General features: G+C 62.6%; 28 protein-coding genes and 1 pseudogene. 12 read left to right on the top strand and 17 right to left on the bottom strand.

What is annotated here, in order from left to right; translation table 11 throughout:
* Positions 1–177 precede the first annotated feature (177 nt).
* Positions 178–639, top strand: a complete 462-nt coding sequence (locus CPI83_RS01355) for a DUF6389 family protein (protein ID WP_097386661.1) — start codon at positions 178–180, stop codon at positions 637–639.
* A gap of 33 nt (positions 640–672) precedes the next feature.
* Here the strand turns inward: CPI83_RS01355 and CPI83_RS01350 are convergent, their stop codons facing one another.
* From CPI83_RS01350 to CPI83_RS01325, 6 genes and pseudogenes are all read right to left on the bottom strand, one after another.
* Positions 673–1,167: a DinB family protein gene (locus CPI83_RS01350; RefSeq protein ID WP_021346035.1), complete on the bottom strand. Its 495-nt coding sequence runs from the start codon at positions 1,165–1,167 to the stop codon at positions 673–675.
* Between the two features lie 132 nt (positions 1,168–1,299).
* The gene (locus CPI83_RS01345) at positions 1,300–1,794 is read right to left on the bottom strand and encodes a hypothetical protein (protein WP_080910256.1); all 495 of its coding nucleotides are present in this window, start codon (positions 1,792–1,794) and stop codon (positions 1,300–1,302) included.
* 192 nt (positions 1,795–1,986) lie between these two features.
* The gene (locus CPI83_RS01340) at positions 1,987–3,021 is read right to left on the bottom strand and encodes a MerR family transcriptional regulator (RefSeq protein WP_020909655.1); all 1,035 of its coding nucleotides are present in this window, start codon (positions 3,019–3,021) and stop codon (positions 1,987–1,989) included.
* A gap of 13 nt (positions 3,022–3,034) precedes the next feature.
* Positions 3,035–3,699: pseudogene (locus CPI83_RS01335) on the bottom strand (HEAT repeat domain-containing protein).
* Between the two features lie 82 nt (positions 3,700–3,781).
* A complete protein-coding gene (locus CPI83_RS01330) occupies positions 3,782–4,252 on the bottom strand; it encodes a DUF2269 family protein (RefSeq protein WP_020971298.1) in 471 nt (156 codons plus the stop codon).
* A gap of 34 nt (positions 4,253–4,286) precedes the next feature.
* On the bottom strand, positions 4,287–4,961 hold the full coding sequence (locus tag CPI83_RS01325; protein WP_020971299.1) for a DJ-1/PfpI family protein: 675 nt from the start codon (positions 4,959–4,961) through the stop codon (positions 4,287–4,289).
* 205 nt (positions 4,962–5,166) lie between these two features.
* On the opposite strand from CPI83_RS01325, the gene CPI83_RS01320 reads away from it, so the two are divergent.
* Positions 5,167–6,111 carry a helix-turn-helix domain-containing protein gene (locus tag CPI83_RS01320; RefSeq protein WP_019745972.1) on the top strand — a complete coding sequence of 315 codons (945 nt, stop codon included), beginning with the start codon at positions 5,167–5,169 and terminating at the stop codon, positions 6,109–6,111.
* Positions 6,112–6,116: 5 nt separating this feature from the next.
* Here the strand turns inward: CPI83_RS01320 and CPI83_RS01315 are convergent, their stop codons facing one another.
* On the bottom strand, positions 6,117–6,788 hold the full coding sequence (locus tag CPI83_RS01315) for a DNA alkylation repair protein (protein ID WP_097386660.1): 672 nt from the start codon (positions 6,786–6,788) through the stop codon (positions 6,117–6,119).
* 178 nt (positions 6,789–6,966) lie between these two features.
* On the opposite strand from CPI83_RS01315, the gene CPI83_RS01310 reads away from it, so the two are divergent.
* Entirely contained in the window at positions 6,967–8,313 is a 1,347-nt protein-coding gene (locus tag CPI83_RS01310) for an APC family permease (RefSeq protein WP_020971302.1), read from the top strand.
* A 25-nt stretch (positions 8,314–8,338) separates the two neighbouring features.
* Complete coding sequence (locus tag CPI83_RS01305) at positions 8,339–8,716, top strand: hypothetical protein (protein WP_020971303.1); 378 nt, start codon at positions 8,339–8,341, stop codon at positions 8,714–8,716.
* Between the two features lie 49 nt (positions 8,717–8,765).
* Here CPI83_RS01305 and CPI83_RS01300 read toward each other — a convergent pair whose 3' ends face one another.
* From CPI83_RS01300 to CPI83_RS01290, 3 genes are all read right to left on the bottom strand, one after another.
* Positions 8,766–9,470 carry an SDR family oxidoreductase gene (locus tag CPI83_RS01300; protein WP_097386658.1) on the bottom strand — a complete coding sequence of 235 codons (705 nt, stop codon included), beginning with the start codon at positions 9,468–9,470 and terminating at the stop codon, positions 8,766–8,768.
* A gap of 52 nt (positions 9,471–9,522) precedes the next feature.
* Positions 9,523–10,404 (bottom strand): MBL fold metallo-hydrolase, encoded by an 882-nt coding sequence (locus CPI83_RS01295; protein ID WP_020909662.1) that lies wholly within the window; start codon positions 10,402–10,404, stop codon positions 9,523–9,525.
* A gap of 128 nt (positions 10,405–10,532) precedes the next feature.
* Positions 10,533–11,114 (bottom strand): TetR/AcrR family transcriptional regulator, encoded by a 582-nt coding sequence (locus CPI83_RS01290; protein WP_232816829.1) that lies wholly within the window; start codon positions 11,112–11,114, stop codon positions 10,533–10,535.
* Positions 11,115–11,191: 77 nt separating this feature from the next.
* Between CPI83_RS01290 and CPI83_RS01285 the strand changes: the two genes are divergently transcribed.
* A complete protein-coding gene (locus tag CPI83_RS01285; RefSeq protein ID WP_046379593.1) occupies positions 11,192–11,875 on the top strand; it encodes an SDR family oxidoreductase in 684 nt (227 codons plus the stop codon).
* Between the two features lie 25 nt (positions 11,876–11,900).
* Here the strand turns inward: CPI83_RS01285 and CPI83_RS01280 are convergent, their stop codons facing one another.
* The gene (locus CPI83_RS01280; RefSeq protein ID WP_046379594.1) at positions 11,901–12,305 is read right to left on the bottom strand and encodes a DUF4259 domain-containing protein; all 405 of its coding nucleotides are present in this window, start codon (positions 12,303–12,305) and stop codon (positions 11,901–11,903) included.
* 109 nt (positions 12,306–12,414) lie between these two features.
* Positions 12,415–13,500 carry a PQQ-dependent sugar dehydrogenase gene (locus CPI83_RS01275; protein WP_097386657.1) on the bottom strand — a complete coding sequence of 362 codons (1,086 nt, stop codon included), beginning with the start codon at positions 13,498–13,500 and terminating at the stop codon, positions 12,415–12,417.
* A gap of 178 nt (positions 13,501–13,678) precedes the next feature.
* Between CPI83_RS01275 and CPI83_RS01270 the strand changes: the two genes are divergently transcribed.
* Positions 13,679–14,887 carry an MFS transporter gene (locus CPI83_RS01270; RefSeq protein ID WP_172933129.1) on the top strand — a complete coding sequence of 403 codons (1,209 nt, stop codon included), beginning with the start codon at positions 13,679–13,681 and terminating at the stop codon, positions 14,885–14,887.
* A 27-nt stretch (positions 14,888–14,914) separates the two neighbouring features.
* Here the strand turns inward: CPI83_RS01270 and CPI83_RS01265 are convergent, their stop codons facing one another.
* Positions 14,915–15,811: a helix-turn-helix transcriptional regulator gene (locus CPI83_RS01265; protein WP_097386656.1), complete on the bottom strand. Its 897-nt coding sequence runs from the start codon at positions 15,809–15,811 to the stop codon at positions 14,915–14,917.
* Positions 15,812–15,945: 134 nt separating this feature from the next.
* Here CPI83_RS01265 and CPI83_RS01260 point away from each other — a divergent pair, with 134 nt between their 5' ends.
* The 3 genes from CPI83_RS01260 to CPI83_RS01250 all read left to right on the top strand — a co-directional run bounded on the left by CPI83_RS01260 (position 15,946) and on the right by CPI83_RS01250 (position 19,572).
* A complete protein-coding gene (locus CPI83_RS01260; RefSeq protein ID WP_070795440.1) occupies positions 15,946–16,968 on the top strand; it encodes a zinc-dependent alcohol dehydrogenase family protein in 1,023 nt (340 codons plus the stop codon).
* Positions 16,969–17,365: 397 nt separating this feature from the next.
* Positions 17,366–19,201, top strand: coding sequence for an acyl-CoA dehydrogenase (locus CPI83_RS01255; protein WP_021333262.1), 1,836 nt, complete (start codon positions 17,366–17,368; stop codon positions 19,199–19,201).
* Positions 19,202–19,236: 35 nt separating this feature from the next.
* On the top strand, positions 19,237–19,572 hold the full coding sequence (locus CPI83_RS01250; protein ID WP_021333261.1) for a hypothetical protein: 336 nt from the start codon (positions 19,237–19,239) through the stop codon (positions 19,570–19,572).
* Between the two features lie 18 nt (positions 19,573–19,590).
* On the opposite strand, the gene CPI83_RS01245 is transcribed toward CPI83_RS01250, so the two are convergent.
* The 3 genes from CPI83_RS01245 to CPI83_RS01235 are packed head-to-tail and all read right to left on the bottom strand — an operon-like array spanning position 19,591 to position 22,568.
* Positions 19,591–20,295, bottom strand: a complete 705-nt coding sequence (locus CPI83_RS01245) for a hypothetical protein (RefSeq protein WP_021333260.1) — start codon at positions 20,293–20,295, stop codon at positions 19,591–19,593.
* Positions 20,292–21,320, bottom strand: a complete 1,029-nt coding sequence (locus CPI83_RS01240; protein WP_021333259.1) for a nitronate monooxygenase — start codon at positions 21,318–21,320, stop codon at positions 20,292–20,294. The genes CPI83_RS01245 and CPI83_RS01240 overlap by 4 nt, the downstream gene beginning before the upstream one ends.
* Before the next feature lie 45 nt (positions 21,321–21,365).
* Complete coding sequence (locus tag CPI83_RS01235; protein ID WP_021333258.1) at positions 21,366–22,568, bottom strand: YbfB/YjiJ family MFS transporter; 1,203 nt, start codon at positions 22,566–22,568, stop codon at positions 21,366–21,368.
* Positions 22,569–22,663: 95 nt separating this feature from the next.
* Between CPI83_RS01235 and CPI83_RS01230 the strand changes: the two genes are divergently transcribed.
* The 3 genes from CPI83_RS01230 (at position 22,664) to CPI83_RS01220 (ending at position 24,801) form a co-directional block, all read left to right on the top strand.
* Positions 22,664–23,584: a LysR family transcriptional regulator gene (locus CPI83_RS01230; protein ID WP_021333257.1), complete on the top strand. Its 921-nt coding sequence runs from the start codon at positions 22,664–22,666 to the stop codon at positions 23,582–23,584.
* On the top strand, positions 23,581–24,267 hold the full coding sequence (locus CPI83_RS01225; RefSeq protein WP_021333256.1) for a hypothetical protein: 687 nt from the start codon (positions 23,581–23,583) through the stop codon (positions 24,265–24,267). Before CPI83_RS01230 ends, CPI83_RS01225 begins: the two co-directional genes overlap by 4 nt.
* Before the next feature lie 96 nt (positions 24,268–24,363).
* Positions 24,364–24,801, top strand: coding sequence for an SRPBCC family protein (locus CPI83_RS01220; RefSeq protein WP_007735601.1), 438 nt, complete (start codon positions 24,364–24,366; stop codon positions 24,799–24,801).
* An 18-nt stretch (positions 24,802–24,819) separates the two neighbouring features.
* On the opposite strand, the gene CPI83_RS01215 is transcribed toward CPI83_RS01220, so the two are convergent.
* Positions 24,820–25,287: a hypothetical protein gene (locus tag CPI83_RS01215; RefSeq protein WP_031331426.1), complete on the bottom strand. Its 468-nt coding sequence runs from the start codon at positions 25,285–25,287 to the stop codon at positions 24,820–24,822.
* Positions 25,288–25,343: the final 56 nt, after the last annotated feature.

The raw sequence follows: 25,343 nt of genomic DNA, 5'->3' as shown, positions 1-25,343 counted from the left end.
CGGGACTTGCCATTTCGGCCGAGAGAGCCCACCGACACGGCACTCGAAAAGCTGGCAAAGTTCGTCGCACGACATCTCTGACGCTCAGAGTAGAAACTTCTCCGCTACAGACGAATTCAGGAAACCAGCTTCATCGATGCAAGACCTGCAGGGTGATACCTTGGATAGGCTGAGCTCGTGGAACCTACCGAATACCGTGACGAATTGAGATCTGTCCTCGATACCGCGTCGGGGGTAGTGAGCGATCGACTGGCTGCGATCCACAACGCGGCAACCCCGCGCACCGAAGGGATCGTCATCGACGTCTCGCTCGACCAAGACGGCGAGGGAACATTCGGCGTCTGGGCACGATACGAGGGTCCCGACGCATTCAGTCTGAATCAGCAGATCGGTGACGAGAGAGAGCTATTCGGCGCGATCTGGGGCGAGGAGGGCTGGGAACCGCCGGTTCCGCATCGACCGCGAAAGTGGTCACGTGTGGAACTCGAGAAAGTGATCGTCGGTGTCGTGGCCAAATGGATCGACGGGCTCATTCCCTCGACCGCCACCGAACTACCCTGGGAAGTAACGACTCCCGACGGAACTGTCGACGCTGTACTCGTGGGCCCAGAGATCAGCCGTGGACATTCGCCTCGGTGAAAGCGCGGAAGCATCGGCGAACACGTTGCAGCGTCAGCGTCCGGTCGAACCGTCGATCAATTCGCGGAGGATGTCAGCGTGCCCGGCATGGCGTCCGGTCTCTTCGATCATGTGCACGAGCGCCCAGCGGACACTCGGAGCGGGTCGTTTCGCCCCCGGCCGCGGGATGGGCGCGGCAAGATCTGTGCATCCGTCGAGAACTGCGTTGGCGCGCTCGACCGTCTCGCGATAGCGACTGACGACACCGTCCACGCTGTCTTCCGATGACGGTTGAAACGTCGCTTTCCAATCCGTCACGTTTTCTGCAAGGAACATCGATCGTTCGACAAAGGTCAGATGATTGGCCAGCCCGAGCAAGGTTGTTCCCGACGGAACAATTGTGGTGCGCACCTGAGGTTCCGGAGCACCCTCGACCTTGGCGGCAATCGAATCACGGAGGTAGTCGAGAAACGCTCGTAGTGTGGCTGCCTCGCTATTCCCTGTCCGGGGTGGTGGGGCATCTCGGCGGCTGCGACGCGACGTTGCCATGGCGGTTCTCCTTCCTCGGCGAAGAACGATGAAGAGGCTTCATTCCTGGATGGGCAGAACCGATCCTTCCGAACTCACTCCGATCCCGCATCAAATTTTGCCGTTACAGCAAAGACAACTTGGTTGCCGGTGTCAGCGTGCCGAGTTCAGGTCGCGCACAAGTTGGGGTCTCCGCCACTTGCCGACCTCGAAAGGCCACCGCCGCAGCGGATAGGCGAGACGAGCCACGAAGTAATTGACGTACTCGACGACGCCGAAAGCCCACACCGCCACGACGCCCACCGCCGCGCCGGAGTGATCTGGTAACCAGATGACAACGCCGAGAAGAGCTATCGCCAACAAGAGAACATCGAGGACCCGAAACACGCGGTAAAGCGCTGCGAGGCGGGCCGGCATCGGCTCCAACTCGACCCAGCCCCGCGCAAGCAGCCAATAGACACCTACTTGCACGAGGATCACAAGAAGTGGGGCCAGCGCCGACCACAACGCCGCGGAGTCTCGCGAACCTTCGAGCCGGGGCATCACGACACCGACCGCCACAGCGGCAAATACAGCCGCTGCAGCCAGTTCGCCGAGGCCGAGGCTCAGGTACCTGCGTCTCAAACTCTGTTGCCGTTGATCCACCACGTAAGAACCCTATCCGTTGATCACCATAGCTTGCCACGTAGTGGTCGGACCGATTCTGCAGCGCGCGTGGGGAATACACTTCATCTCGACTTCGATCTCGAGCGCCATGCGGCTTGGATCATCCTGGGACGTGCTGGCGGATCCGGCGGGAAACCTTTTCTGCGTGGGTGATCCGCACTAGCTGCGCCGTTGTCAGTCCCCGATACGCGGTCGTTCGCGCCGACGTGGTCCTCGATCGCGCATCTCGAGAATCGCTGCTGCCGTGGACGCGACCGTCTTGTCGTCGTCGTGGGTGATCCGGGCGAGCGCTTCGCGTGCTGCAGCGCCAGGAATCTCGGCGAGCGCCTGCGTAATTCGCAACCTCGTCGGGGCGTCGTCAGTGCCGTCGAGCCTTGCCTGCACGGCATCGACGACCTCACCGCTTGTAGGTGAGTGCTCCGCGAGAAGACCGAGCACCTCGCCTGCCTCGACGTCGCGGCGCCCGTCAGCGACCATCTCGAGGAGTGCTGGCATCGAGACAGCCTCTCCGCGAGATCCGAGGGCGAGAGCGGCGTCGGCGCGGACTATCGCGTCCGAATCATCGAGAGCTCGCTTCAGAGACCGAGTTGCTTCCTCGGTGTTGATCCCGGATATGGCCGACGTCGCGCGGCGTCGAACCTCGACGTCCTCCGATTCGAGCCCCTTCGTCAGACCTGCAAGGCCCGCACCTTCGGTCCTCGCCAACGCCCACTGCAATGCTCCCGCCACGTTGGCATCCCTCTCCGACAGGATGGCCTCGACGAGTGCGTCGACCGGCAATGCCGCATTCGCGTCCTGCGACAGGATCGCTTGCTGACGGTGGGCGGCGAACTCGGATTCGAGTGCACGCAACAGCGAGACCATGCGCAGGACGTCGTCCCACTCCGAAGGGGCGGTGGCGTCGACCCTTTCGAGTTTGGTCAGCAATTCCTCCTCCGCCGCGATCCGTTGCCGAGTGTGTTGCATGAGTTCACCCACCAAATCGGCCGGTGCGAAGTCTGGTTCGTCCAGTGCACGCTTGGCCTCGTTCAACGAGAGCCCCAATGTCCTCAGGCTCTCGACGTGGAAGAGGCGACGGATGTCGTCAGCGGAGTACTCGCGGTAGCCACCGGACGTGCGGCCCGTCGGCTTCACCAGCCCCAAAGTGTCGTAGTGACGCAGCATCCGTGTGCTGACACCACAACGCCGCGACACCTCGCCGATCAACATCCGTCTCCCCTTCCTACGCGTCCGGTCCGATTGCGGGACGCGCTTCGCCAACTCGTGTGAGAGAGCGAATCCACCGTCGGGATCGTGCCAGAGTTGCTTTGTAGCATCAGCATGCGCTCGGACACGCGGATTCGGGCTCGTACCGGCCGCGTCGAGCACCGGGAGCACAGCCTCGCCGAGCCCGGTCAGGGCGCGGCTCAGACTGAGCTGCATCTGCAGTTCACCCCGACCGAGTTCTGTGGCCAGATCGGCCGCGAGTGCGCCCTCGCCTCCCGCCGGCACGAGAGCCACAGCCGCGCGCCACGCACTGCGCGCAACCTCGTCGTCCTGGTCGTGGACCAGCGCAGAGACCTCGGGCCACGCGATCGGATCGCCGATCTTGGACAAAGTGTGGAGCGCCTGACTGCGGGCTTGCGAGCCATCGGACCCGAGCTCACGGATCAGCCTCGGCACCGTGATTTCGGCCGGCAAGCGGCACAACGCCCAGGTCAGCATGTCGCGGACGAAGAAGTCCGGCTCGACGGCGCACCGATCGATCAGGGCATCCGTCAACTGAGGATCCGGGCGTGTGCCGACCGCAAGCGCGGCGCGCAGTCGAACCGAGGGATCTGCTGCGGCCACGGCGTCGACGAGGTGAGCATGCTGCCCACCGTGGTTGGTTGTGTTCACGACAACCACCTCCTTCACCGACTAGTGGAACCCTTGTCACTGTGTCAAGGTCAAGCGTCACTGCCTCCGACACGTGAAATGTCGCCTCGGATCACACGCCGGTTGTCGATCCTGGCCGAAAGATCATCAGCACGACGACAACGACCCAGAGCAGATTGAAGATTCCCGTCGCAGTGCCCAGCCGACGGGTGAGCCGCGTTGCGACATCCACAACGGACCCGGTTCCTTCGATCGCCGCCATTGTCAGCCGTTGGGCGGGAAGCACGACCGCGGTGAGTATCACGGCGGCAACGACGGTGAGTGCGATCGAGGTGAGGATCCACACGTCACCGAGCACTCCGAGATTGACGGCGGTGGCGACACCGAGCATCGGAACGACAATGCCGATCGTGGCATACACCCGAACGATGCGATGCAGCATGCCCGTCGTCGCAACACTGGCGCTGTCCGGATCGGCGAGCGCGGCGCGGCTCGCCACCGGGAACATACTCGCCGCCACAGCGACGGGGCCGATGGCAAGAATGGCCGCAATCACATGGAGGGACAGCAGGATTCCGGTCATGGGATTTCTCGCGTTTCGGTACGCACAAGCGTATTCACGCGGCGTCCGGGGCGAAGGTGACTACAGGCTCGGCGCCCTTGGCCGACCACACCGTTCCACGACGCTCGTAGTCGAAGAGCGCTTCGACCTCGAGACTTATCCGGGGCCCGAGGCATCGTTCCAGCAGATACAGGCCCAGGTCGAGACCGGATGTCACACCGCCGGCGGTGATCAGGTCACCGTCGTCGACGATTCGCGCCTGGATCGGAATTACACCGCCGGCCGCCAGTGCGTCCACGGCAAGATGGTGCGTCACGGCGCGACGCCCTTCGAGAAGCCCCGCCATCGCCAGCGCCAATGATCCTCCACAGACGGTCGCAACGAGAACACCAGGATCGTCGAGTGCACGGCGCATCATGACAGGCAGTTCGGTTTCCGTTGTGGCCGCGAGCCTTTCCGGCAAGCTGGAACCCGGCTGGTCCGCATTGGGTTCGAAGAGACCCGATGCTCCGGGAACGACGATCAGATCCGCGTGTTCGACATCGAGGGTTGCAGTGGCGGTCATCTCGAGTTCACCACTTCCGCTCACGACGGTCCGAGGCCCCTCCGCGCTGACGAGTTCGACACTCAACGCCCCACCGCTGGCGAGACCCCCGGCGTAAAGCACCTCGTACGGACCCACGACATCCATGGGATCGAATCCGTCGAACAACACGATCTGCGCGTGCACTGCAACCTCCGATTTTGTGCGACGCGCTCCTGTGCACGTCGCTGTTCCCACGACAGTAGGAGGAAGTTGACCTCTATGGCGACGGCTGAAAGCCAACCTTCGACGGCTTTCAGCCAACCTCACACATTCTGTGAAATACCAGTTGAGAGGATATTTCAAGACACGAGATCACCGAATCTCGCGCCACATACGCTACGTTTCAGACATGCATGACGTTGCAGTTCTCGCGTTGCCCGGGGTGGTGCCGATGGACCTGGCGGCACCCCTCGAAGTCTTCGGACGATGCAGGCTCCCCTCGGGTGCACCGGCGTACCGGACCTCCGTGTGCGCGCTCACCGAGGAGGTGGAGACCGGAACGTTCACGATGCGAGTACCGCACGGACTGTCACGTCTCGCCCAGGCAAGCACGATCATCATCCCGGGCACCGCCGATCTCGACGTGCCGATCGACCCCGAGATCATCGACGCCCTCAGAACTGCCGCGGATCGCGGCACGCGCATCGCCTCACTGTGCGTCGGTGCATTCACACTCGCCGACACAGGCTTGCTCGACGGACTTCGCGCGACGACGCACTGGGCGGCTGCGTCGGAGTTGGCGCGTCGGCACCCGGCCATCGACGTCGATGCCGCCGTTCTCTACGTAGACAACGGGCACGTCCTGACTTCCGCCGGCGCCGCGGCCGCACTCGACCTGTGTCTGTACATGGTCCGTCAGGACTACGGGTCTGCGGTCGCCGCCGACACGGCGCGGCTGAGCGTGATGCCGCTCGAACGTGCCGGAGGGCAAGCACAATTCATCGTCCACGAACCTCCCGTACCCAGCGGGACAACCCTTCGGCCGCTACTGAACTGGATGGAAGAGAACCTCGGGGAGCAACTCGACATCACGACAATCGCAGCCAAGGCAACGATGAGCACCCGCACGCTCAACCGCCGCTTCCAGGAACAAATCGGTACGACGCCGTTGCAGTGGCTCCATCATGCGCGGCTCCGTCAAGCACAATTTCTGCTCGAGACCACCGACCACTCCATCGAACGTGTTGCGGGACAAGTCGGATTCAATGCCGTCACCACGTTCCGCGAACGCTTCCGAGACTTGGTCGGCACCAGTCCACAGCGATACCGGACGCAGTTTCGAACGTCGCGCTAGCTGACCTACTTCTCGCTCTGTCGACGCACCATCTCCGAGATCCAGATCGGCGCAAACGGCGAGGTGCAGTTCGGGGGAGTCGGGTAGTCCTCGAGCACCCGCAGACGTTCACCGATGTCGATTGCACGGGCCCGGTACTCGGCATGTTCGATCCCGATCTGGGCCAAGCAGTGGTTCATCGCCCATTGCAGGCGATCAGGGGCATCCTTCATCTCCGCCTCGATGACGTCGAGCAATCCTGAAAGATCAAGGCCCTCCGGCTTCTTCGCTACGCGCTCAGTAGTCAGAGCCCAACCGGCGCTCGCAACCACGGGATCGGAGTCGGCGGTCCAGGCCACCCGCAAATCCTCCGCGTGCGGGTTCTTCTTCACCACGTAGTTGACGAGCCAGTCATGCACCTTGGGAGTACGAGCCTCACGCAACATGACGTCCAACTCGTCACGCTCGAACGCCTTCGGACGACAGATCAAGAGGGCAAGCAGCCTCGCTGCGGTATCGCCCGTCGCCCAAAGTTGTTGTGCAAGTTCCTGCTGAGTCTTCAGTCGCTTCGCGACTGCCCGCAGTTTTGTCAGGTTCACACCGTGATCGTCACCGTGCTTCTCGTTCACTGCGCGCACCTTCGGATCCTCGAGCGCACGCAACTCGTCCATCACCGCGGCAACCGTCGTTTCGTCCACGTCGTCCTCCAGCCACTACTTCTGTTGTTCACCCAATGCAAGTCACCTACAAGGAAAGCACGGGACGGCACGCGCCGACGCATCCACGTCCGACCCGTGTTTGAAACTTCGACCAATGGGTACATGTCTGCTCCTGAGGTGGCGGCACGTCACCATGAAGACAGGACGAACCTTGCAAATGCGACGCGCCGCGGGTGCCGAGAACGTGGACGAAACCGCAGGCGGAGATGAAGGCGGCAGTAAGAACGTTCTCACTCGGGCTATAACCGGCCCACTCCTTTTCGTGTTCATCCTCGGAGACGTCCTGGGCGCCGGTATCTACGCATTGGTGGGCGTCATCGCCGGTGAAGTTGGTGGAGCCGTCTGGGTACCACTGCTCGTAGCGCTCGTCATGGCATTGCTGACAGCAACGTCGTATGCCGAACTGGTCACCAAATATCCGCGGGCGGGCGGTGCAGCAGTATTCGCCCAACGGGCGTATCGGAAGCCGCTGATCTCATTCCTCGTCGGCTTCTCGATGCTGGCGGCCGGTGTCACGAGTGCAGCAGGACTCGCGCTCGCATTCTCCGGCGACTATCTCAAAGCCTTCATTGACGTCCCGACCGTTCCGGCCGCGCTCGTCTTCCTCCTCCTGGTGGGGCTTCTCAATGCCAGAGGCATCAAGGAGTCGATGCGCGCAAATGTCGTCATGACAGTCGTGGAGGTCACCGGCCTCGTCATGGTTGTCGTCCTCGCCTGCGTAGTTCTCGGGCACGGCGACGGAACCTTGAGCCGTGTCGTGGAGTTCGACGACAGTCGATCGCCTGCACTCGCCGTGTTGGCAGCGGCGCTCCTCGCGTACTACTCGTTCGTCGGCTTCGAAACCTCGGCGAACGTCGCCGAAGAAGTGAAGAACGTGAGCAAGGTCTACCCACGCGCACTGTTCGGAGCCCTGTTGACGGCGGGCGCCGCCTATGTCCTTGTCGGCCTGGCTGTTTCGGTGGTGCTGCCCGCCGACGAGCTCGCCGCGTCCTCCGGCCCCTTACTGGCAGTGGTGTCAGCCGCCGACGTCGGTGTTCCGCCTCGCCTGTTCAGCCTGATCGCTCTGGTAGCCGTCGCCAACGGCGCACTGCTGACAATGATCATGGCAAGCAGGCTGACGTACGGAATGGCGTCGGAAGGGTTGCTTCCCAGCGCATTCGCGCGCGTGCTGCCGCGGCGCCGGACCCCCTGGGTGGCAATCATCGCAACGACAGCCGTTGCCATGGCTCTCTGCGTCACCGGATCGTTGTCAGCCCTGGCAGAGACGGTGGTACTCCTGCTGCTTTTCGTATTCATCAGCACCAACATCGCGGTCCTGGTTCTGCGTCGTGACGCAGTGCAACACAGTCATTTCCGGACACCGATCATCTTTCCGATCCTCGCCCTCGGTACGTGCGTTGCGTTGCTCACCCAGCAGAGCGCCGCAACGTGGTTGCGCGCATCATTACTCTTGGCGGTCGGAGTAGTGCTGTACGCCCTCTCCCGCCGTCGATCCACGAAGTAAGGTGCGATGTTCGAAAGGGGGTGTGATGACCGACAGTTCTGACACACCAGATGTAATTCAGCGCCGAGAGCGAAAGATCAACAGGCGAACCCTGACGTACGGCCTGTCCGTCGTTCTGGCTACCGCGGCACTGGTTGTCGCGATCGTCTGGTTGGGCTCCCGGCGGGGCGAATGCTTCGGTACCGACACCTTGCTGTGCTCACAGAAAGATCGCCGACTGGCCGTCTTCGTCCCGAGCCTCATGCTGCTACTCGGCTCCGTAGGCGCGTTCTTGCGAGCCTCCCTGCGATTGCACCGTCTGCGGCGCCTCTACATCCGGCCGTACATGGCGTGGCTCCTGACGGGGCTCACCCTGGTGTACCTGGCGGGAGCCTTCATCTTCATCGAGGGCAATATTCTCTGAATACATCTGTTCGGCAATCGGATTCACAGACCGAAGCGGTAGCTGTCGTTCAGAATCGTGTGTCGTCGATGGCAGTAAGGACCACTTCTCGAACCGATGACGAAGACGACAGATTCGAGATGGAGCGCACGGTATCCACGACGTCGTGCACGGGAACCAGAGACCCATCTCCGCGGGCGGCAGCGATGTCTCGGGACACATCGAGTCCATCTTCCGTGTTGAGATATCCGAGGTGAAGGACCGTCACTGCGAGTCGGTCCTTCCGGTAGCCCTCTCTCAAGGCGTCGGCAATGCCGTTGATCGCGGACTTCGATGCGCCGAACGCAACTTCCGGCCTACCGCTTCGCGGGAGCCCCGAGGTAGAACCAGTCAAGAAAATCCGAGGCCGAGGACGCCCGATCATCCGTGGGATCAGGCGCTTCGACAAAAGGATCGTGCCGGTGATGTTGGCGTTGATCATTTCCAGCATTTCGACGTCGGATTGATCTGTGAACGCATAATCGGAAGTGAAGGCGTCCCCTTCCCAGATTCCGACGTTGCAAATCAGGGTGTCTACACCTCCGACAAGCTCCTGGTCGATCGAGTTCGCTGCCGCAACAGGGTCGGTCAGATCTGCTTCGATCCACTCGGAGACGTCGAACCCGTCAGGGCGCCGACGAGAAATACCGACAACGTCGTGACCATCGCTCCTCAAGCCCTCGATCAATGCACGACCAAGTCCCCGGCTCGCGCCGACAACAACTACCCTCGCCACAATTGCACCCTTCTGCCCGCTCTGTTCACATCCAATGGATGACACGACACATTCATGCACGCCGAAATACGTTGCCCTCGAGCGTGACAACGGCACCGGCCGCAACGAGCCGCTGAAGGTGCAGCTGCGCAGTTCGTCGTTCGACTGCATCGACGTACGGCGCGTTGACGTGCGGACGGTAGACGAGGCGATGCGCGACGATGTCTTCCAACTGCCTTGGTTCACCGAGAAATTGGACGAGTCTTTCTTCGCGGCTGAGCAGTTTGTCGCGGTAGGCGGTCAGCCGGCGACGGAACTCGTCGCTGCCTTCGACGACGCCCTTTTGATGGAAGGTGCCGTACCACCGAGCGTCGATGCCCGCGGCGCGGTCGATGGAGGCGAGGAAGTCGTCGACGCTACTGCCCAGGTCGCCGTACATCGGGCCGAAGGAGGTGAGATCGATGTCGGCGACATAGAAGAAGCCGTCGGGCTCGATGAGGAGGCCACAATGTCCGGGAGTGTGACCAGGTAGGTGAATGACCGTCGCCGTGCGGTCTCCGAGGTCGAAGACGTGGCCGTCGGCGATCCCGGAAACGTCATCGTGCGTCGGGGGAATGCCGTACTGCGCTGCTATTGAATGTTCGACCTCAGCTCGCTCCTCGGGGCGGAGGCCGTAATTTGTGAGCATCGTGTCAAGGGAGGCGACCGACGGTGCGTCGAGGTTGTGCGCGTACGTCGGTGCTTGAAAATGCCGGAGACCGGCAACGTGGTCCTCGTGGCCGTGACTGATGAAGACGAGGTCTGCGCCCACGGGATCTCGGTCGAGGGAGAGGGACGGGTCGATCACCAGCGTGCGTTCGGATCCGTGCACGACCACGGTGTTTCCGAAGGGGACGGTCCCACCGTTCTCTGGTACCAGCACCGAGACTTTGCCAAATTCTGTGGGTGTGAACATCTCTCGCTTCTCCCTGCGGCCATCGGGTAGTGACGTTGCAGATCTCGAAGCAATCGAAGGTATCGCTGACAGAGACCTCAGTCAGTATGCATGGCCGGGTCAGCGGGCCGTACGCGGATCATCCTGGACTACCCGGTGAGCTCTTCACGAGCAGCGACAAGGACTTCCTCGGAGAGGGACGATCCCTTGGTGGCTCGCGAGAGGACCAGAGCGCCGATCATGGTCGAGAGACGCACCAGCCCGTCATGCTCCTCATCCGCGAGCGCCTTGGCAAAATCACCGACCCCCTCGACATACACCCGACGGGCCTCACTGTCTGCCGGCTCGCGTGCCATGTCGGCGGCGAGTGCAGCAGCGGGACATCCGTCTGCCGGATTGTCGCGATGCTCCACGGAGAGGTAGTTGTCGATCAGGGCTTGTCGAGCCTGGTCACGCTGGCCAGCGTGCCTTTCGAGACCTGCTGCGTGCAGCTGCGCCAGTTCAGCGAAGGCATGGGTGGTCGCTTCGTCGATGAGCGCGTCCTTGGACGCGAACTGCTTGTAGAAACCACCGTGGGTCAGCCCCGACGCCTTCATCAAGTCGGCGACGCTGAGGTGAGTGCCCTTCTCTCGGAACAGACGAGCTGCGGTTTCCACTACGCGCCGACGGTTCTCTTCCGCTTGTTGCTGCGATACGCGGCCCATCACAACGCCTTCCAGTTTGGATTTCACTTGACATCTATCCTAGCCCACACTTAGATTTGATTCATAATCTAAATGTCACCGACAGTCACAACCCTGGGAGAATCATGGACCTGAACAAGACGGTTGCGGTCGTCACCGGAGCCAATCGCGGACTCGGCCGCCATCTGGCGGCAGGGCTCGTCGAGCGCGGCGCGAAGGTGTACGCGGCTGCCCGCAATCCGGAAACTGTCGATCTGCCCGGCGTCATCCCCCTGAGGTTGGACGTGACGGACGCCGAATCGATCACCGCCGCAGCGCAAATCGCATCGGATGTGACCTTGGTGATCAACAACGCCGGAATCTCTACCTCGGCACCCTTGATCGGAGGCGACATCGATGACGTTCGCCGCGAGATGGACGTCAATTTCTACGGCCCGCTTGCCGTGACCCGGGCGTTTACTCCGGTCGTCGAAAACAACGGAGGCGGAACAGTACTCAACGTTCTTTCGGTGCTGTCCTGGTTCCATCCGGCTGCGCTCGGGTCTTACGCGTCATCGAAGGCAGCGGCGTGGGCGATGACCGACGCCGTTCGAGAAGAACTGGCGCCGCGGGGAATCGCCGTCTCGGCACTGCACGTTGCATACATGGATACCGACATGGCTGCGGGTGTACCGGCCGAACAGAAGATCGCTCCGGCCGATGTCGCCGCGCAGGCCCTGGACGGCATCGAACGTGGGCTGGCTGAGATCCTCGCCGACGACACCACCCGGTATGTCAAGGGGAGTCTGTCGTCTTCGAACTCCGAGTAACCAAGGGACTGTTGACGAGTGACACTCATCCCACCGTTTTGAGACTCGCCAATCTGCCCAGGATCGGTGCCCGCCAAGCCGCGAGGTCTTCCGGACCGTTTTCTTCCCACAACTCGTACAACTCCGACGTGTCGCTGTCTGCGACGGCACGCGCGAGTGCGGTGAGGACCCATGCCTTCTGCTCCGGACTCAAGGTTCCGGCGTACCCGGCGGCATCAATCTCGGCCAGCTGCACAGGCGCCGGAGCAACCCCGTGCGCAACCGCAAGGATCTCGGCGACGGCAATAGCTGTTTGAGCATCATCGGCATCGAGGTAGCCGTCGTCGGGGTGGCGTGCGTAATCGTCGATATCGTAGTCACCCGCCTGTACCGCGCTGAGCAGGTCGCCCGCTACGTCGTTGTCGAAAGGTCCTGAACCCCAAGTCCCCATGCTGTCTCTCCGATCCGTACCCGCGTCATCTGTCGTAACGATATTAGTGAATCACCGGCTTCGGCGAGGATCCTCGGGCTGGAAGTACTGCGTTCGCCGGAAATCGACATCAGCGCAACGGCACGCGAATGATGCGGTCATCACCGGGGTTGGGGTCGCCGCGTCCGTCGGTGTTGTTCGTCAGTATCCACAGCGACCCGTCCGGTGCGACTACAACATCACGGAGGCGCCCGTATTCGTCGACGAATTGCTCGTCGGCGGTCGCGGGATCGGTCAAGGGCACCGTGCGGAGTCGCTCACCACGAAGATTGGCGATGTAGATCGTGCCGTCGTGGATGGCGATTCCGCTGGGGCTGGCATCGTCAGGTGACCATTGTTGGAGCGGGTCGATGAATCCGTCTTCACCCGCAATCCCTTCGACCTCGGGCCACCCGTAGTTTCCGCCTGCTTCGATCTTGTTGAGCTCGTCCCAGGTGTCCTGCCCGAACTCGCTGGCGTACATCGTGCCGTCCTCGGTCCAGGCAATGCCCTGGGAGTTGCGGTGGCCGTAGCTGTAGACAAACGAGTTCGGAAATGGATTATCAAGCGGCACATCGCCATCCGGAGTCATTCGAAGGATTTTCCCGGACATCGAGTCGAGGTCCTGAGCCCTGTCTCGACTACCGGCATCACCGACGGTCACGTACAGCATCCCGTCCGGGCCGAACGCGATGCGACCACCGTTGTGGTAGTTGGCCGAAGCGAGCCCGTCGAGAATCGTCTCGGCCGGCCCGAGCGCGAATTCCCCCGGAGCACCGATGATGTCGAAGCGTTCGATCCGGTTCTCCCCGTTCGCGGTGAAGTACGCGTACAGGCGGTTTTCACGTACTGCGATCCCTAGTAAACCGCCCTCACCTCTTGGGCTGACGCCGTCGACGACTCCCACCTCGCGGCTGTTTCCGCCGGCGTCGAGTTCGAGGATTCGCGCGCTGTCGCGCTCACTGACAAGTGGTGTGTCGCCGTGGAATGCGATCGACCAGGGCGCGTCCAAGCCGTCGGTGACGGTCTCGGTTTCACCGAAGGCCGCGGCGGGCGCCGATCGTGTTGTCGTGCTTGCCTGCGGACGGGGCCCTTCAGGATCCTCGCTACCGCAGGCCGTCAGGAAGGCCGAGACGAGCACGGCGGCGCCCAGTCCTCGGATCTGTCGTCGTGTCATGGGCGCGTCTCCCGGGTTCAGGCAGTCTTTGCGCCGACGGTAGCGCGCAATCGGCCACGCCGGGAGTCCCTTCGAGTACCCCCAACGACCGGGACTCCCTCGCAGGCGATGGGCGTGATGCCCTGGACGGGTGCGCCACGACATGCGCGTCGTCAACAGAAAGAGAACTGACCACGTCATGATTTCCGCCCCGACCGTCGAAGAAACCGGCCGCCTGCCGCTCGTGATCTACGTGCTGGCCGTCGGAGTTTTCTTGATGGGTACAACCGAATTCGTCGTCGCCGGCATTCTTCCCGAAATCGCGGGTGACCTCGGTACGTCGATCGCGAACGTCGGCCTGATGATCACCGTCTTCGCGTTCGGAATGATCGTCGGCACGCCGGCGATGGCGATCTTGACACTCAGGGTTCCCCGACGCGTGACCTTGAGCTCGGCGCTGGTTGTTTTCGCGATCGGACACGTCATCGTCGCGCTCTCGTCCAACTTCGGACTCATTCTCGGCGCCCGCTTCCTCACAGCCGTGGCGACGGGCGCATTTTGGGCGGTCGCCGCCGTGGTCGGAGCAAAAGCGGCAGGCCCGGCGTCTTCCTCGCGCGCGCTCGGCATCGTCTTGGGTGGAGGCATGCTCGCGAACGTCATCGGTGTTCCGCTCGGCGCTCTGGCCGGTCAGAGCATCGGGTGGCGTGGTCCTTTCTGGGCCCTCGCCGCCCTCGCACTCGTCGCCGCGGCCGTCGTCCACCGATTGGTACCCGCCGACACCGACTCCGGTGCGGTGCCGTCCTGGCGAGCGGAGATCGCCAGCCTACGGGACGGACGCATCTGGCTCGTTCTGTCCGGTTGCGCCGTCGTGTGCGGGTCGTCGCTGGCGGCGTACAGCTTCATCTCTCCGCTGTTGACCGAGAACACCGGACTTGCTGCGTCGGCAGTGCCGCTGGTGCTTGTCGGCTACGGACTCGGTGCGTTCGTCGGCTCCAATCTCGGCGGTCGACTCGGTGCGAAGCATCAGTACGGGGTCTTGTTCGTCTCGGCAGCGATGACGTTTCTCGTACTCGGAGCGCTCTGCCTCTTCTCGCACAACGTGATCGTGACGGTGATTCTCGTAGTCATGCTGGGACTATTCGGCATGTCGACCAATCCCATCCTGATCGGGATGGCTGTGCGTTATGCCGATCAGGCGCCGACGATGGCTTCTGCTCTCAGCACCTCGTCGTTCAATCTGGGCACGGCGGTCGGCTCCTGGATCGCCGGGTTCGCGTTCGCCTCGAGTCTCGGTGCCACTGGGCCGGTGTTGGTAGGCACCGGCGTTGCCGCTCTCTACTTTCTGCCGCTGATGATCCTGTTGCGCAAGGAACGCACGAAGCGCACCACCGTCGAAGTCGTCAACTGACGACCCGATCAACCGTCGCGCAGTTCGTCAGCCGTCCGTCAGCGACCGCTCCGACACGTGAGGAGCAGAGTCCGCATTCTCACTGGCTGCCAACGAGGCGAGTAGCTGCATCCGTTCCGCGGAGTGCGATCCCGGCTCTGCGGTGTAGATCGTGAGCGTCAACCCCGGCTCGGCGGCCATCTCCAAACCTTCGAAGGCAAGCGTCAGCTCCCCAACGGCGGAGTGGTGAAAAGTCTTGAATCCGGTGCCGTGATGGCGGACGTCGTGCGCGCCCCACCGACGCCGGAATTCCTCACTCCGAGTGCTGAGTTCACCGATCAGATCGTGCAATTCCTTGTTGTGCGGATCTCGCCCAGCCTCGGTTCGCAGAATCGAGACGGTCACCTCGGCAAACGCGTTCCAGTCCGGATAAAACTCGAAAGCCCTTTCGTCGAGGAACGTGAAGCGCGCGATGTTCGGGGGCTGCCCCGGCATGTCGTAAAGGTCCTTGTAGAACGCACGCGCGAGTGGGTTGACCGCAAGAAGATCCATGCGACCGTTCCGCACGAAAGCGGGTCCTGCGGTGACTGCGTCGAGCGCCCACTGCAGGCTCTGATGGGGCTTCCAGCCCTTCGCATTTCGCCGACGCGGGGGCCTGGCTACCGGGCTTGCCGCGTGCGCGAGATCAAAAAGGTGGGCGCGCTCGGCGTCGTCGAGTCGTAGGGCCTTCGCGATACTGTCGAGCACTCCGGGCGATGCGCCGCTGATCGCTCCGCGCTCGAGCCTCGTGTAGTACTCGACGCTCACGCCAGCGAGGGTTGCCACTTCACTTCGACGCAGACCTTCCACGCGGCGGTTCGATCCGGCCGGCAGTCCAACTTGTTCGGGCGTGACTCGGGCGCGCCGCGAGGTCAGGAATTCGCGTACTTGCGCTCGATCGTCCATGCCATCGAGCGTAAGTCAGTGACCGGTAGCGAGGGAGTCCCTCGCAGTACCACTATCGCGCGGGACTCCCGCCCGCCGCCGAATCGTGATCAGGTTGAAGTGACACGAAGAAACCGATGGTGAGGAGCCACGTCATGCGCGCTGTCGTCATGCATGCCCCCGGCGATGTCCGGGTCGAAGAGATCGAAGCGCCGGTGATCGTCGAACCGACCGACGCGATCATTCGCGTTACAGCCACCTGCGTCTGCGGTTCCGACCTCTGGCCTTATCGCGGCATCGAAAAGCTGAATGGCCCGACGCCGATGGGACACGAATACGTGGGCGTCGTCGAACAGGTCGGCCCCGAGGTCAAAGACATCGAAGTTGGGGACTTCGTCGTGGGCTCGTTCGTCGCGTCGGACAACACCTGCGAAATCTGCGAGGCGGGCTTTCAGTCTCGCTGTATCCACCAGGTCATGATGGGCTCGGTCGGCACCCAGTCCGAATACGCTCGCATCCCGCTCGCGGACGGCACCCTCGTCCCTGTCCGCGGAGAGCCGACCGAGCGGCAGGCTCGCAGCCTCCTTGCAGCCTCCGACGTACTCGGCACCGGTTGGTTCGCCGCCGTAGCTGCGGAAGCCGGACCAGGCAAAACGGTCGCCGTCGTCGGCGACGGTGCAGTCGGACTCCTGGCGATCCTCGCTGCCAGACAACTCGGCGCCGAGCGGATCATCGCCATGTCACGCCACGCCGACCGGCAGGCACTCGCCACGCAATTCGGCGCCACCGACATCGTCGAAGAGCGGGGCGACGCGGGCATCGCGAAGATCAAGGAACTCACCGGCGGCTACGGCGCCCACTCGACCGTCGAAGCCGTAGGCACCCAAGAATCGATGATGCAGGCTATCGGAGCTACCCGCCCCGGCGGACATGTCGGCTACGTCGGGGTATCCCACGGCGTCGAACTCGACGGCATGAACCTGTTCTTCGCGACGGTGAGCCTGCTCGGCGGTCCCGCGCCGGTCAGGCGATTCCTACCCGAACTGATCGAGCTCATCATGACCGACCAGATCGACCCAGGCATCGTCTTCGACCTCACTCTCCCGTTGGAGGACGCCGCCGCCGGCTACCAGGCGATGGACGAGCGGCGCGCCACCAAAGTGCTACTCACCCTCTGACCGATACCAAAGGCTCACGAGACAGAACTGGGTTCTCCACGCCGATCGAGGAACGTCTCGGCTACCAACGAGAGGCGCTCTTGGTTTACCGAGCAGCATGTTCACTGATCACAGCGAATGCGTTTGATGCCGAAGGTGAGGATGGGCACTTCGATTGGTGCGCAGCTGCTTTGACCCAAGAGGATGCTACGCGACTGATATGCACCCCCACCAGCGGAAACCGATTGTACGAGTGAATGTTTCAATGAGAGCGGCTCGGCGCTACTTTGTAGCAACGAAACTCGTCTCTACCTACGGTTGCGTACTGAATTCCTTGTGGGGCAGGCTTTCTTGTGTACTGCTGACGAGCCGTATCTGCTGACGAATCGTATTGCTGACGAACCAAGGTCGGAGAACAATGGGTCACTACAAAAGCAACGTGCGTGATATCGAGTTCAATCTGTTCGAGGTGCTCGGGATCGGCGAACTGTTGGATGCCGGCGCATACGGGGACCTCGACACCGACACTGTGCGCAACATTCTTGCGGAAGTAGCGAGACTGGCAGAAGGCCCGGTCGCCGCGTCCTTCGCCGACGCGGATCGGAACCCTGTCGAATTCGACGCACCCAATCACGCAGTTGTGGTCCCGGAACCTCTACGCAAGACGGTCGAGGCGGTGAACGAGGCCGGTTGGTCGCGACTCGGCCTACCAGAAGGCATGGGTGGTGTTCCTGCTCCGGCGCCGTTGGTCTGGGCGATCGGCGAAATGTTGGTCGCGGCAAACGGATCCGCAAGCTTTTTCAACATGGGTCCACTCATGGCGAGCGTGCTCTACACCATCGGAAACGAACAGCAAAAACACTGGGCCAAAGAAGGATTCGAACGCGGATGGGCCGGAACGATGGTGCTCACCGAACCAGACGCCGGATCCGATGTAGGCGCAGGCCGAACAAAGGCAATCGCGCAGGACGACGGCACCTGGCACATCGAGGGCGTCAAGCGGTTCATCTCCGGCGGCGACGTCGGAGACACGGCCGAGAACCTCTTCCACTTGGTGCTTGCCCGGCCCGAGGGAGCCGGTCCAGGAACCAAAGGTTTGAGCCTGTTCTACGTTCCGAAATCCCATTTCAACTCGGACACACTTGAACTGGGAGAGCGCAACGGTGTCTACGTCACCGGCGTCGAGCACAAGATGGGCCTCAAGTCTTCCCCAACTTGCGAGCTCACCTTCGGAGCGACGGACGTTCCTGCCGTCGGCTGGCTCGTGGGTGATGTCCACAACGGTATCGCCCAGATGTTCCAGGTCATCGAGAATGCTCGAATGATGGTGGGCACCAAGGCTACCGGAACACTGTCCACCGGCTATCTCAACGCCCTCGAGTACGCAAAAGAACGAATTCAAGGCGCAGACCTCACCGAGCTGACAAACAAGACCGCGCCCCGCGTGGCCATTACGCACCACCCCGACGTCCGACGCAGCCTGGCGATGCAGAAGGCCTACGCCGAAGGCCTCCGAGCGGTCTACCTCTACACCGCTGCACACCAGAATGCTGATGTCGCCGAGTTGGTTTCGGGTGCGGATGCCGAATTGGCGGCGCGGGTCAACGATCTGCTGCTGCCGATCGTCAAGGGCGTCGGCTCCGAGAAGGCCTACGAACTGCTCACCGAGAGCCTGCAGACCCTGGGCGGCTCCGGTTATCTTCAGGACTACCCCATCGAGCAGTACATCCGCGATGCCAAGATCGACACCCTGTACGAGGGCACCACGGCGATCCAGGCGCAGGACTTCTTCTTTCGAAAGATCGCACGCGACCGCGGCGTTGCACTCGCTCACGTAGCCGGTCGCATACGAGAGTTCATCGACAGTGAGGCCGGGAACGGTCGACTCAAGGCCGAGCGAGTCCTACTCGAGACCGCCTTGACCGACGTGCAGGAGATGGCCGGGACGCTCACCGGCTATCTGATGGCTTCCCAGGACCAACCCTCCGAGTTGTACAAGATAGGCCTCGGCTCGGTGCGCTTTCTGTACGCGGTAGGCGACCTGCTCATCGGATGGCGCCTGTTGGTGCAAGCGGAAGTCGCGTTGGCAGCCTTGGATCGTGACGCGTCGGCAAAGGACCGGTCGTTCTATCGGGGCAAGGTAGTGATCGCGTCGTACTTCGCCAAAAACATCCTGCCTATCCTGGCGTCGACGAAAGAAATCCTGGGTTCCCTGGACAACGAGATCATGGAACTCGAGGAAGACGCATTCTGACAACGTGCCATAGTGAAAGCATCCCTGATACGTACATGCAGTACTGCGTGTGGACGGTGTCGATGCTCGATGACGGCCACTGCCACCTCGCGCTCGACGCTGGACCACGGCCGAAGCACAAGAGTGCAGGAACCAGTCCCCTGATCGGCGTCAGGGTCGTCGGGCCGCACATCGAACAGCCTGTACAGGAGTTGACGGCCCTGATCGCCGGCGAAGTCCAGGACGAGCTGGCCGGCGGATTTCCCTTTGTGCACTGGCCCACCGAGAAGGACCGACTCTTGATGCCGACATTGCGTGGCGGACGCGCGGTATGGGTGGTTCGCAGCGCTGATCGCATTGTCTCCGAGATGGGCGAGCTCTGCCCGAGATGAAAATGCTTGCTGCGTGATTCAAACGTGGTCGTGAACCGGCGACGGAATCTTGTTGGAACGATACGAGTCTCCGCTCCGGTTCGGCCGCCAGAGACGCCAGTGTTTCGCGGACAACCGGAACGGGAGATGGTCTTGTAGGTGACGAGCACCGGACGACAACCGTTCGTCTGCAGGCAGGTTGAGCCACAGGGACAGTGAGGATGTCGCGTTGCCGAGGGTTGCGCGTATGCCTGACTCGCCGAGAATCCGGCCGTATCCATCTACGGCAAAACGGCCGAACGTGTCGGGGGTGATGTCGGGGTACGGCGCGCGGGTGTTGGGGTCGATCAGGCGTACGGGCGCGCTGCAGGTCAGCGCCGCCACAGAACGTCCGTGGGTTGTGACCGCATCGCAACCAACGAGGGCATCGAGCGCTTCGTTGACAGAACCAGGTGGGACGTTCCATTCGGTATGGGTTTGCGCTTTGTAGCGGGGCCCACCGAAGAGTTCGGTAGCGAACGATGACAACTGCGCGGTCGGCTCGGATGGCCCACTCTGGTAGATCTCGAACGTCCACGACGGCAAAGACACTGGTTCGGTGCAGGATTCCAGGAATGTCTGCAGCCGCTGAAATGCAACATCGGGACGCTTGACTCGAAGCGAGTGTGCACCACCGGCGGACCCGGGCAACCCGTCGTATGTCACTACTTCCGGCAATCCGGCTTCCGGTGTCCGCGCCGTCACAGGTTAGCCAATCGCGAAAGCACTACCCCGGCTGGTTCCTCCGTCGCGTGGCGATAGCCGGTGCCGGCCCACAGGTGCATTCGCTCGGGATCTGCCTGCGCAACAGCGGCTTTGCGCATCGGGTTGGTCAGGTGATGGATGGCCGGATACCCGATGGGCGCTTGTGCGTCGTAGTGATCGATGAACTCGTTCCGAAGTGCCCGTGCAGGACGTCCCGTGAAAGCTCTTGTGACGACCGTGTTCCCGCGTGACGTGTCGGCCAGAGCTGCCTTGTGCGGAGCCGAGGCACCACTCTCCTCGGTGCGCAGCAGTACGGTACCGACCACTGCCGCGTCCGCTCCGGCACGTAAGGCTGCAGCGACGTCGGCGGAGGTCGCCAGTCCACCGGCCGCCAATAGCGGAACAGAGGTGCGGTGACGGATCTGAGCGATCAGTTCGGTGATCGGTGTTTCTGCCGGAACCTGCAGGGGAGTGAGCGTTCCGGAGTGGCCGCCGGCAGCCGACGATTGCACGACAAGCAGATCGGCACCGGCGTCGACGGCAAGGAGCGCCTCTGCCTCCGAAGTCACAGTGAGGACGACAAGTGAACCGGCAGCGCGCAGCGCCTTGATGACGCCGGGTGCGGGAAAGCCGAAAGTGAAGCTGACCACCGGAACCGGGCTGGCCAGGAGCAGATCGATCTTGTCCTCGAAGTAGTCGTCGTCTTCGACCGGCTCACCGTCAGCCAGTGTGATGCCGTAGCGATCCGCCTCGACCTGGATCGCCCTGGTATAGGCACGGTACGCATCGACGTCGACAGGCACCGGGTTGGGCGCAAAGACGTTGACACCGAACGACACTCCCTCGGCGCGCACGGTGTCGATCTGGTCGGACAGAGCCTGAGGCGTCTTGTACCCGGCGGCGAGGAATCCGAGACCGCCTGCGCGAGAGGCAGCAGCAACAAGTGCCGGTGTGGAAGCGCCGCCGGCCATGGGCGCTGCGATGACAGGGACCTTCAGGTCGAGATCGGTTGTGAGTGCGCTCATTCGAACATCTCCAGTCCTACGTCGGGTAGTGCTCCGGCGGTTTCGTCATCTGACATCAAAAACTACCTCCTCAGTCGAGGTGGCCGTCCGAGGGTCCGCATCGAGATCGGAAGGGAATCGGAACCGCAAGGCCGCGGCGGCCACTGCCGCGCCCAGAACGACGGCCGCACCCAACAGCAGAGCGTCGCGATACCCGTCTCGCAGCAACGGAGTGACAACGAGTGGGCCGAGAATCTGACCGACGCTGTATCCAGCGGTCAGCAACGCCACGGCGCGTGGGAACTGCAGGTGCGCGCCGATTGCCAACACAATTGACCCGATACCAAGGAAGGTGACACCGAACAGGAAAGCTGAAATCAGTGCGGGGCCGACGCCTCCGATCACAGCAGGAAGCGCTATGCCCACCGCCTGAATCAACAGGGCAACGAGAAGCAGAGTCGGCCTCGACCAACGCAGGCTGAGCCAAGCCCACAGGGCGCACGAGGGAAATGCGGCCAGACCGACCACTATCCAAGCGCCGCTGCCGACCCATTCTGGAGCGGCGAGATCGATTGCGGCAACAAGGAACGTGCCCGCGATGATGTAGCCGATGCCTTCCAGGAAATAACTGATGAACAAGGCAGTGAACCAGCGTTGGGAACTGGGAGTTCCCGGCGCGTCCGGTGTGATGATCGGACGCGGTTCCGGCGTCAATCCCCAGGCTGCGACCGCACACACCACTGCAAGGGCCGCAGATGCCAGCCAGGCTGTACTCCAGGTACCGATGAAGCGGACGACCAACACGAGGACCCCGGACAGGGCGATACCCAACCCAACTCCACCGAATCCCCATCCGGCCAAGAATTGGGACTGCCCCCGAAGGTGCGCGTGCAAAGCGCTGACGGCGATCATGAAGACGAGGGCACTGGCAATGCCTGCGACGAGCCGCAGGGCGAACCAGATGGATCCGTCGTGGGTAGTGGGCATGAGCGCCAAAGTCGCGATGAGGACCACCAACGACGTACGCATCACCGCTGCCGAGCGCACCACGCCGGGAATGAGGATTCCCGCGAGCGCACCGATCAGGTACCCGACGTAGTTGGCCGTCGCCAGGGTGGCGCCGAGCGAGGCGGACAGACCGGCCTGCGTGTGCATCAACGGCAGGATCGGTGTGTAGACGAATCGACCGATTCCCATGCTCGCCGCCAGCGCAGCGGCAGCTTGGACAGCGTGCGCTCGCGGGGAGACGCCGTTGTGGATTGTGGTCATGGTCTTATCGTGTGCCCCGGCCGCGCCGGACCGCCACGACCGCTTTGCTCCTGACTGATAGGCACAACCTCCCACCGCACGTAGCATGAAGGATCGTGGAGCTGCGTCAGCTGAGATATTTCGAGGTCGTCGCCGAGGAACTGCACTTCGGCCGAGCCGCGGCGCGGCTACTGATAGCCGGGCCGTCATTGTCGCAGCAGATCATGGCACTCGAGCGCGACCTCGGCGTCAAGCTGTTCGTCCGCGACCGCCGTTCCGTCGCTCTGACGCCAGCCGGCGCCGCCTTGCTCCCTGATGTCCGTGCGCTACTCGAGAGTGCCGAGAATCTGCGACGCCGCGCGGAGCGTCTGTCCGGAGCGGAGCCCGTCCGGATCGGCTACGTCAATTGGCTCCCCACGGATCTGATCGCGCGCACTTCAGGGGTCGCGCAACTGCACGTCGACGCCTGGGTGGTGCCTTCGCACGCGCAGGCCGCGCGGGTAGCGGACGGCAGCCTCGACCTGGCGATCGCCTGGGTGCGGAAAACCGATGTCGCCCAACATGCTCTGAGCGCAAGACTGCTCGGTGCGGATCGGCTGTACGCGGTCTCCACCGGAGAGGACACCACACCGGTGCGGGCACGCGACGTCGTCGTACTCGTCGACGACGACACCACCTCCTGGTATTCGTGGAACGTCTACGCCGAAGAATTCGCTCGCGATACCGGCGCACAGATCCTGCGCATCAACGACGGTGGTATCACCGGTCCGGCATTCTTCGATCACGTCCGTGCCGTCGGCCGTCCGGTCGTCAACTCGCCCAAAGGGCAGACCATCACGCTGCCAAGCGATCTCACTGCACGTCCGGTGATCGACCCCGCGGCAATCTGGACGTGGTCTCTCCTGTGCCGCGAGAACGAAACGCGCCCTGCAGTTCTCGCGGCCGTCGACGCTCTCACCCGCGGCGTCACTGATCTCGAAATCCACGAAGACGGGTTATGGCTACCCATGGACGATCCTTACCGGAGGACTCGATGACACGACGCGCTATTCGAGTTTTCTGGGGACGACGGCCGGAATCGGTGCAGGCCGTGGCCTCCCGGTGGCGTCGGACGTTGGAGCAAGTCGAATTCCTGTTGCCCGAGGTGGTCGGCGGGTCGTGGCAACAGATCCATTCCGCTGGACCTGCTACTGCCGTGACCGTCGACCAGTTGGCGCAGGTCCTCGAGAACGCGCAGGCCGCCGAAGACTGGTCGGATCGTCTGGGAATCGGATTGAGGCTCGCATCCAGTGGAGGGCCCGAATGGGGGCTCGAACTCTCCGGGTTGGCGGGCGGCGAACCTGAAATCGTCCTTCAGTCGATGATTCTTGCCGTCAGCGCGCCGGACACCGCCGAAGTTCCTGAGACAGAACTACTTCGGATGCTCGCCGCGGAGTGGGAACCGGACTTCGGAGACGTCACCGACGACAACATCCTCGACGCTCTCGAAGACGAGTCCGACTATCGCGTCGGTGATCCCGTGATCGGACGAGTCGGCTACCTCTCGTCCGCTCGCGCTGACGCGATCCCGGGTGACCTCGCAGCAGGCGTTGCCGCGTTACCGGGCGGCGTGTTGCTACAGATCGGGGCCGTCGATGGGGTCGTTCGGGCGTACGAGCGCCTGCGCGAGACCGGCGCACTCGATCCGCTTCCGCGTCCACTGGACCGCGCAGTCCTCTGAAGACGGTTACCGTTTGTCGAGTTTGGGTAGCCCGGGCGTCGGAACGAACTCTCACCGCGGCACTACCGCCGAAAAATGAACCGAAAGGCCCACCGCATGGTTGACGTCACCCGCAAATTCACCGCCGAGGTACCGATCGAAAAGGCTGCGGCGTTTCTCCGCGACTTCGCCAATGCGCCGACGTGGGATCCGGGCACCGAGAGCTGCACACAGATCTCCGACGGTCCTGTCGGCGTCGGAACCCAGTGGCACAACGTGTCCAAGCTATTCGGCGTCACCACGGAACTGACGTACACGCTGGTGACCGACGAGCTGAATCACGTTGTTCTCGAAGGAAAGAACAAGACTGCCACCAGTACCGACGACATCACCTTGACTTCGGTGGGTCCGAACTCGACCGAGATCGAATATCACGCGAACGTCGAGTTCAACGGTGCCGCCAAGATTGCGTCGCCTCTCCTGAAGGCGGGATTCGAAGCCAAAGTGGCACCAGAGACGGTGAAGAAGATGACGGAAGCCCTCGAAGCGCTCTGACAGTCCGTCAGGTTCTTGTCACTGTGGGTTGCCGCCGCTCGCGCCACCGTTGCGAGCTTCGATGGCATCGATGGACTTCGTGAACGACTTTCCCAGCACTTGGGTGCCGACGAGTCCGAGTACCGACGCCAGGAGCTTTCCCTTGAGGTTCTTGCCGTCCCGGACCACGACGGCATCGACATCGGTCAGGCCCGTCGGCTGCCGGGTCAGCGTGTAGGTATGGCTCGACGCCCCGCCCCACAGGTTGGAGTCGGTGGTTGTCATCACGACGCGGTGCGGGTCGGTCCAGTCGTAGTGCAGACGCTCCCAGATACCACTGGAGCCCTCGGTGACATCAGCATCGTGGGGTCCTTGTTGGTGCACTTTCAGGTAGCTGTCCGCACTGCGGCCGAAGATTTCCTCACGGCCCGGGCCGAAGTCGGTCAGGCCGGCAAGGACCTGTTCGGGCGTCGCAGTGGTCGTCTTGTGAAGATGGATCGTGGTCATGGCGCCTTCTTTCAACTGTGGATGATCCGGTGCTGAAAAAGCCGGGGAGTGACTCA

Source organism: Rhodococcus sp. H-CA8f, assembly GCF_002501585.1.
GTDB classification, from domain to species: Bacteria; Actinomycetota; Actinomycetes; order Mycobacteriales; family Mycobacteriaceae; genus Rhodococcus_F; species Rhodococcus_F erythropolis.
The sequence above is the reverse complement of the archived record's forward strand: the minus strand, read 5'-3'. Positions and strand labels throughout refer to the sequence as shown.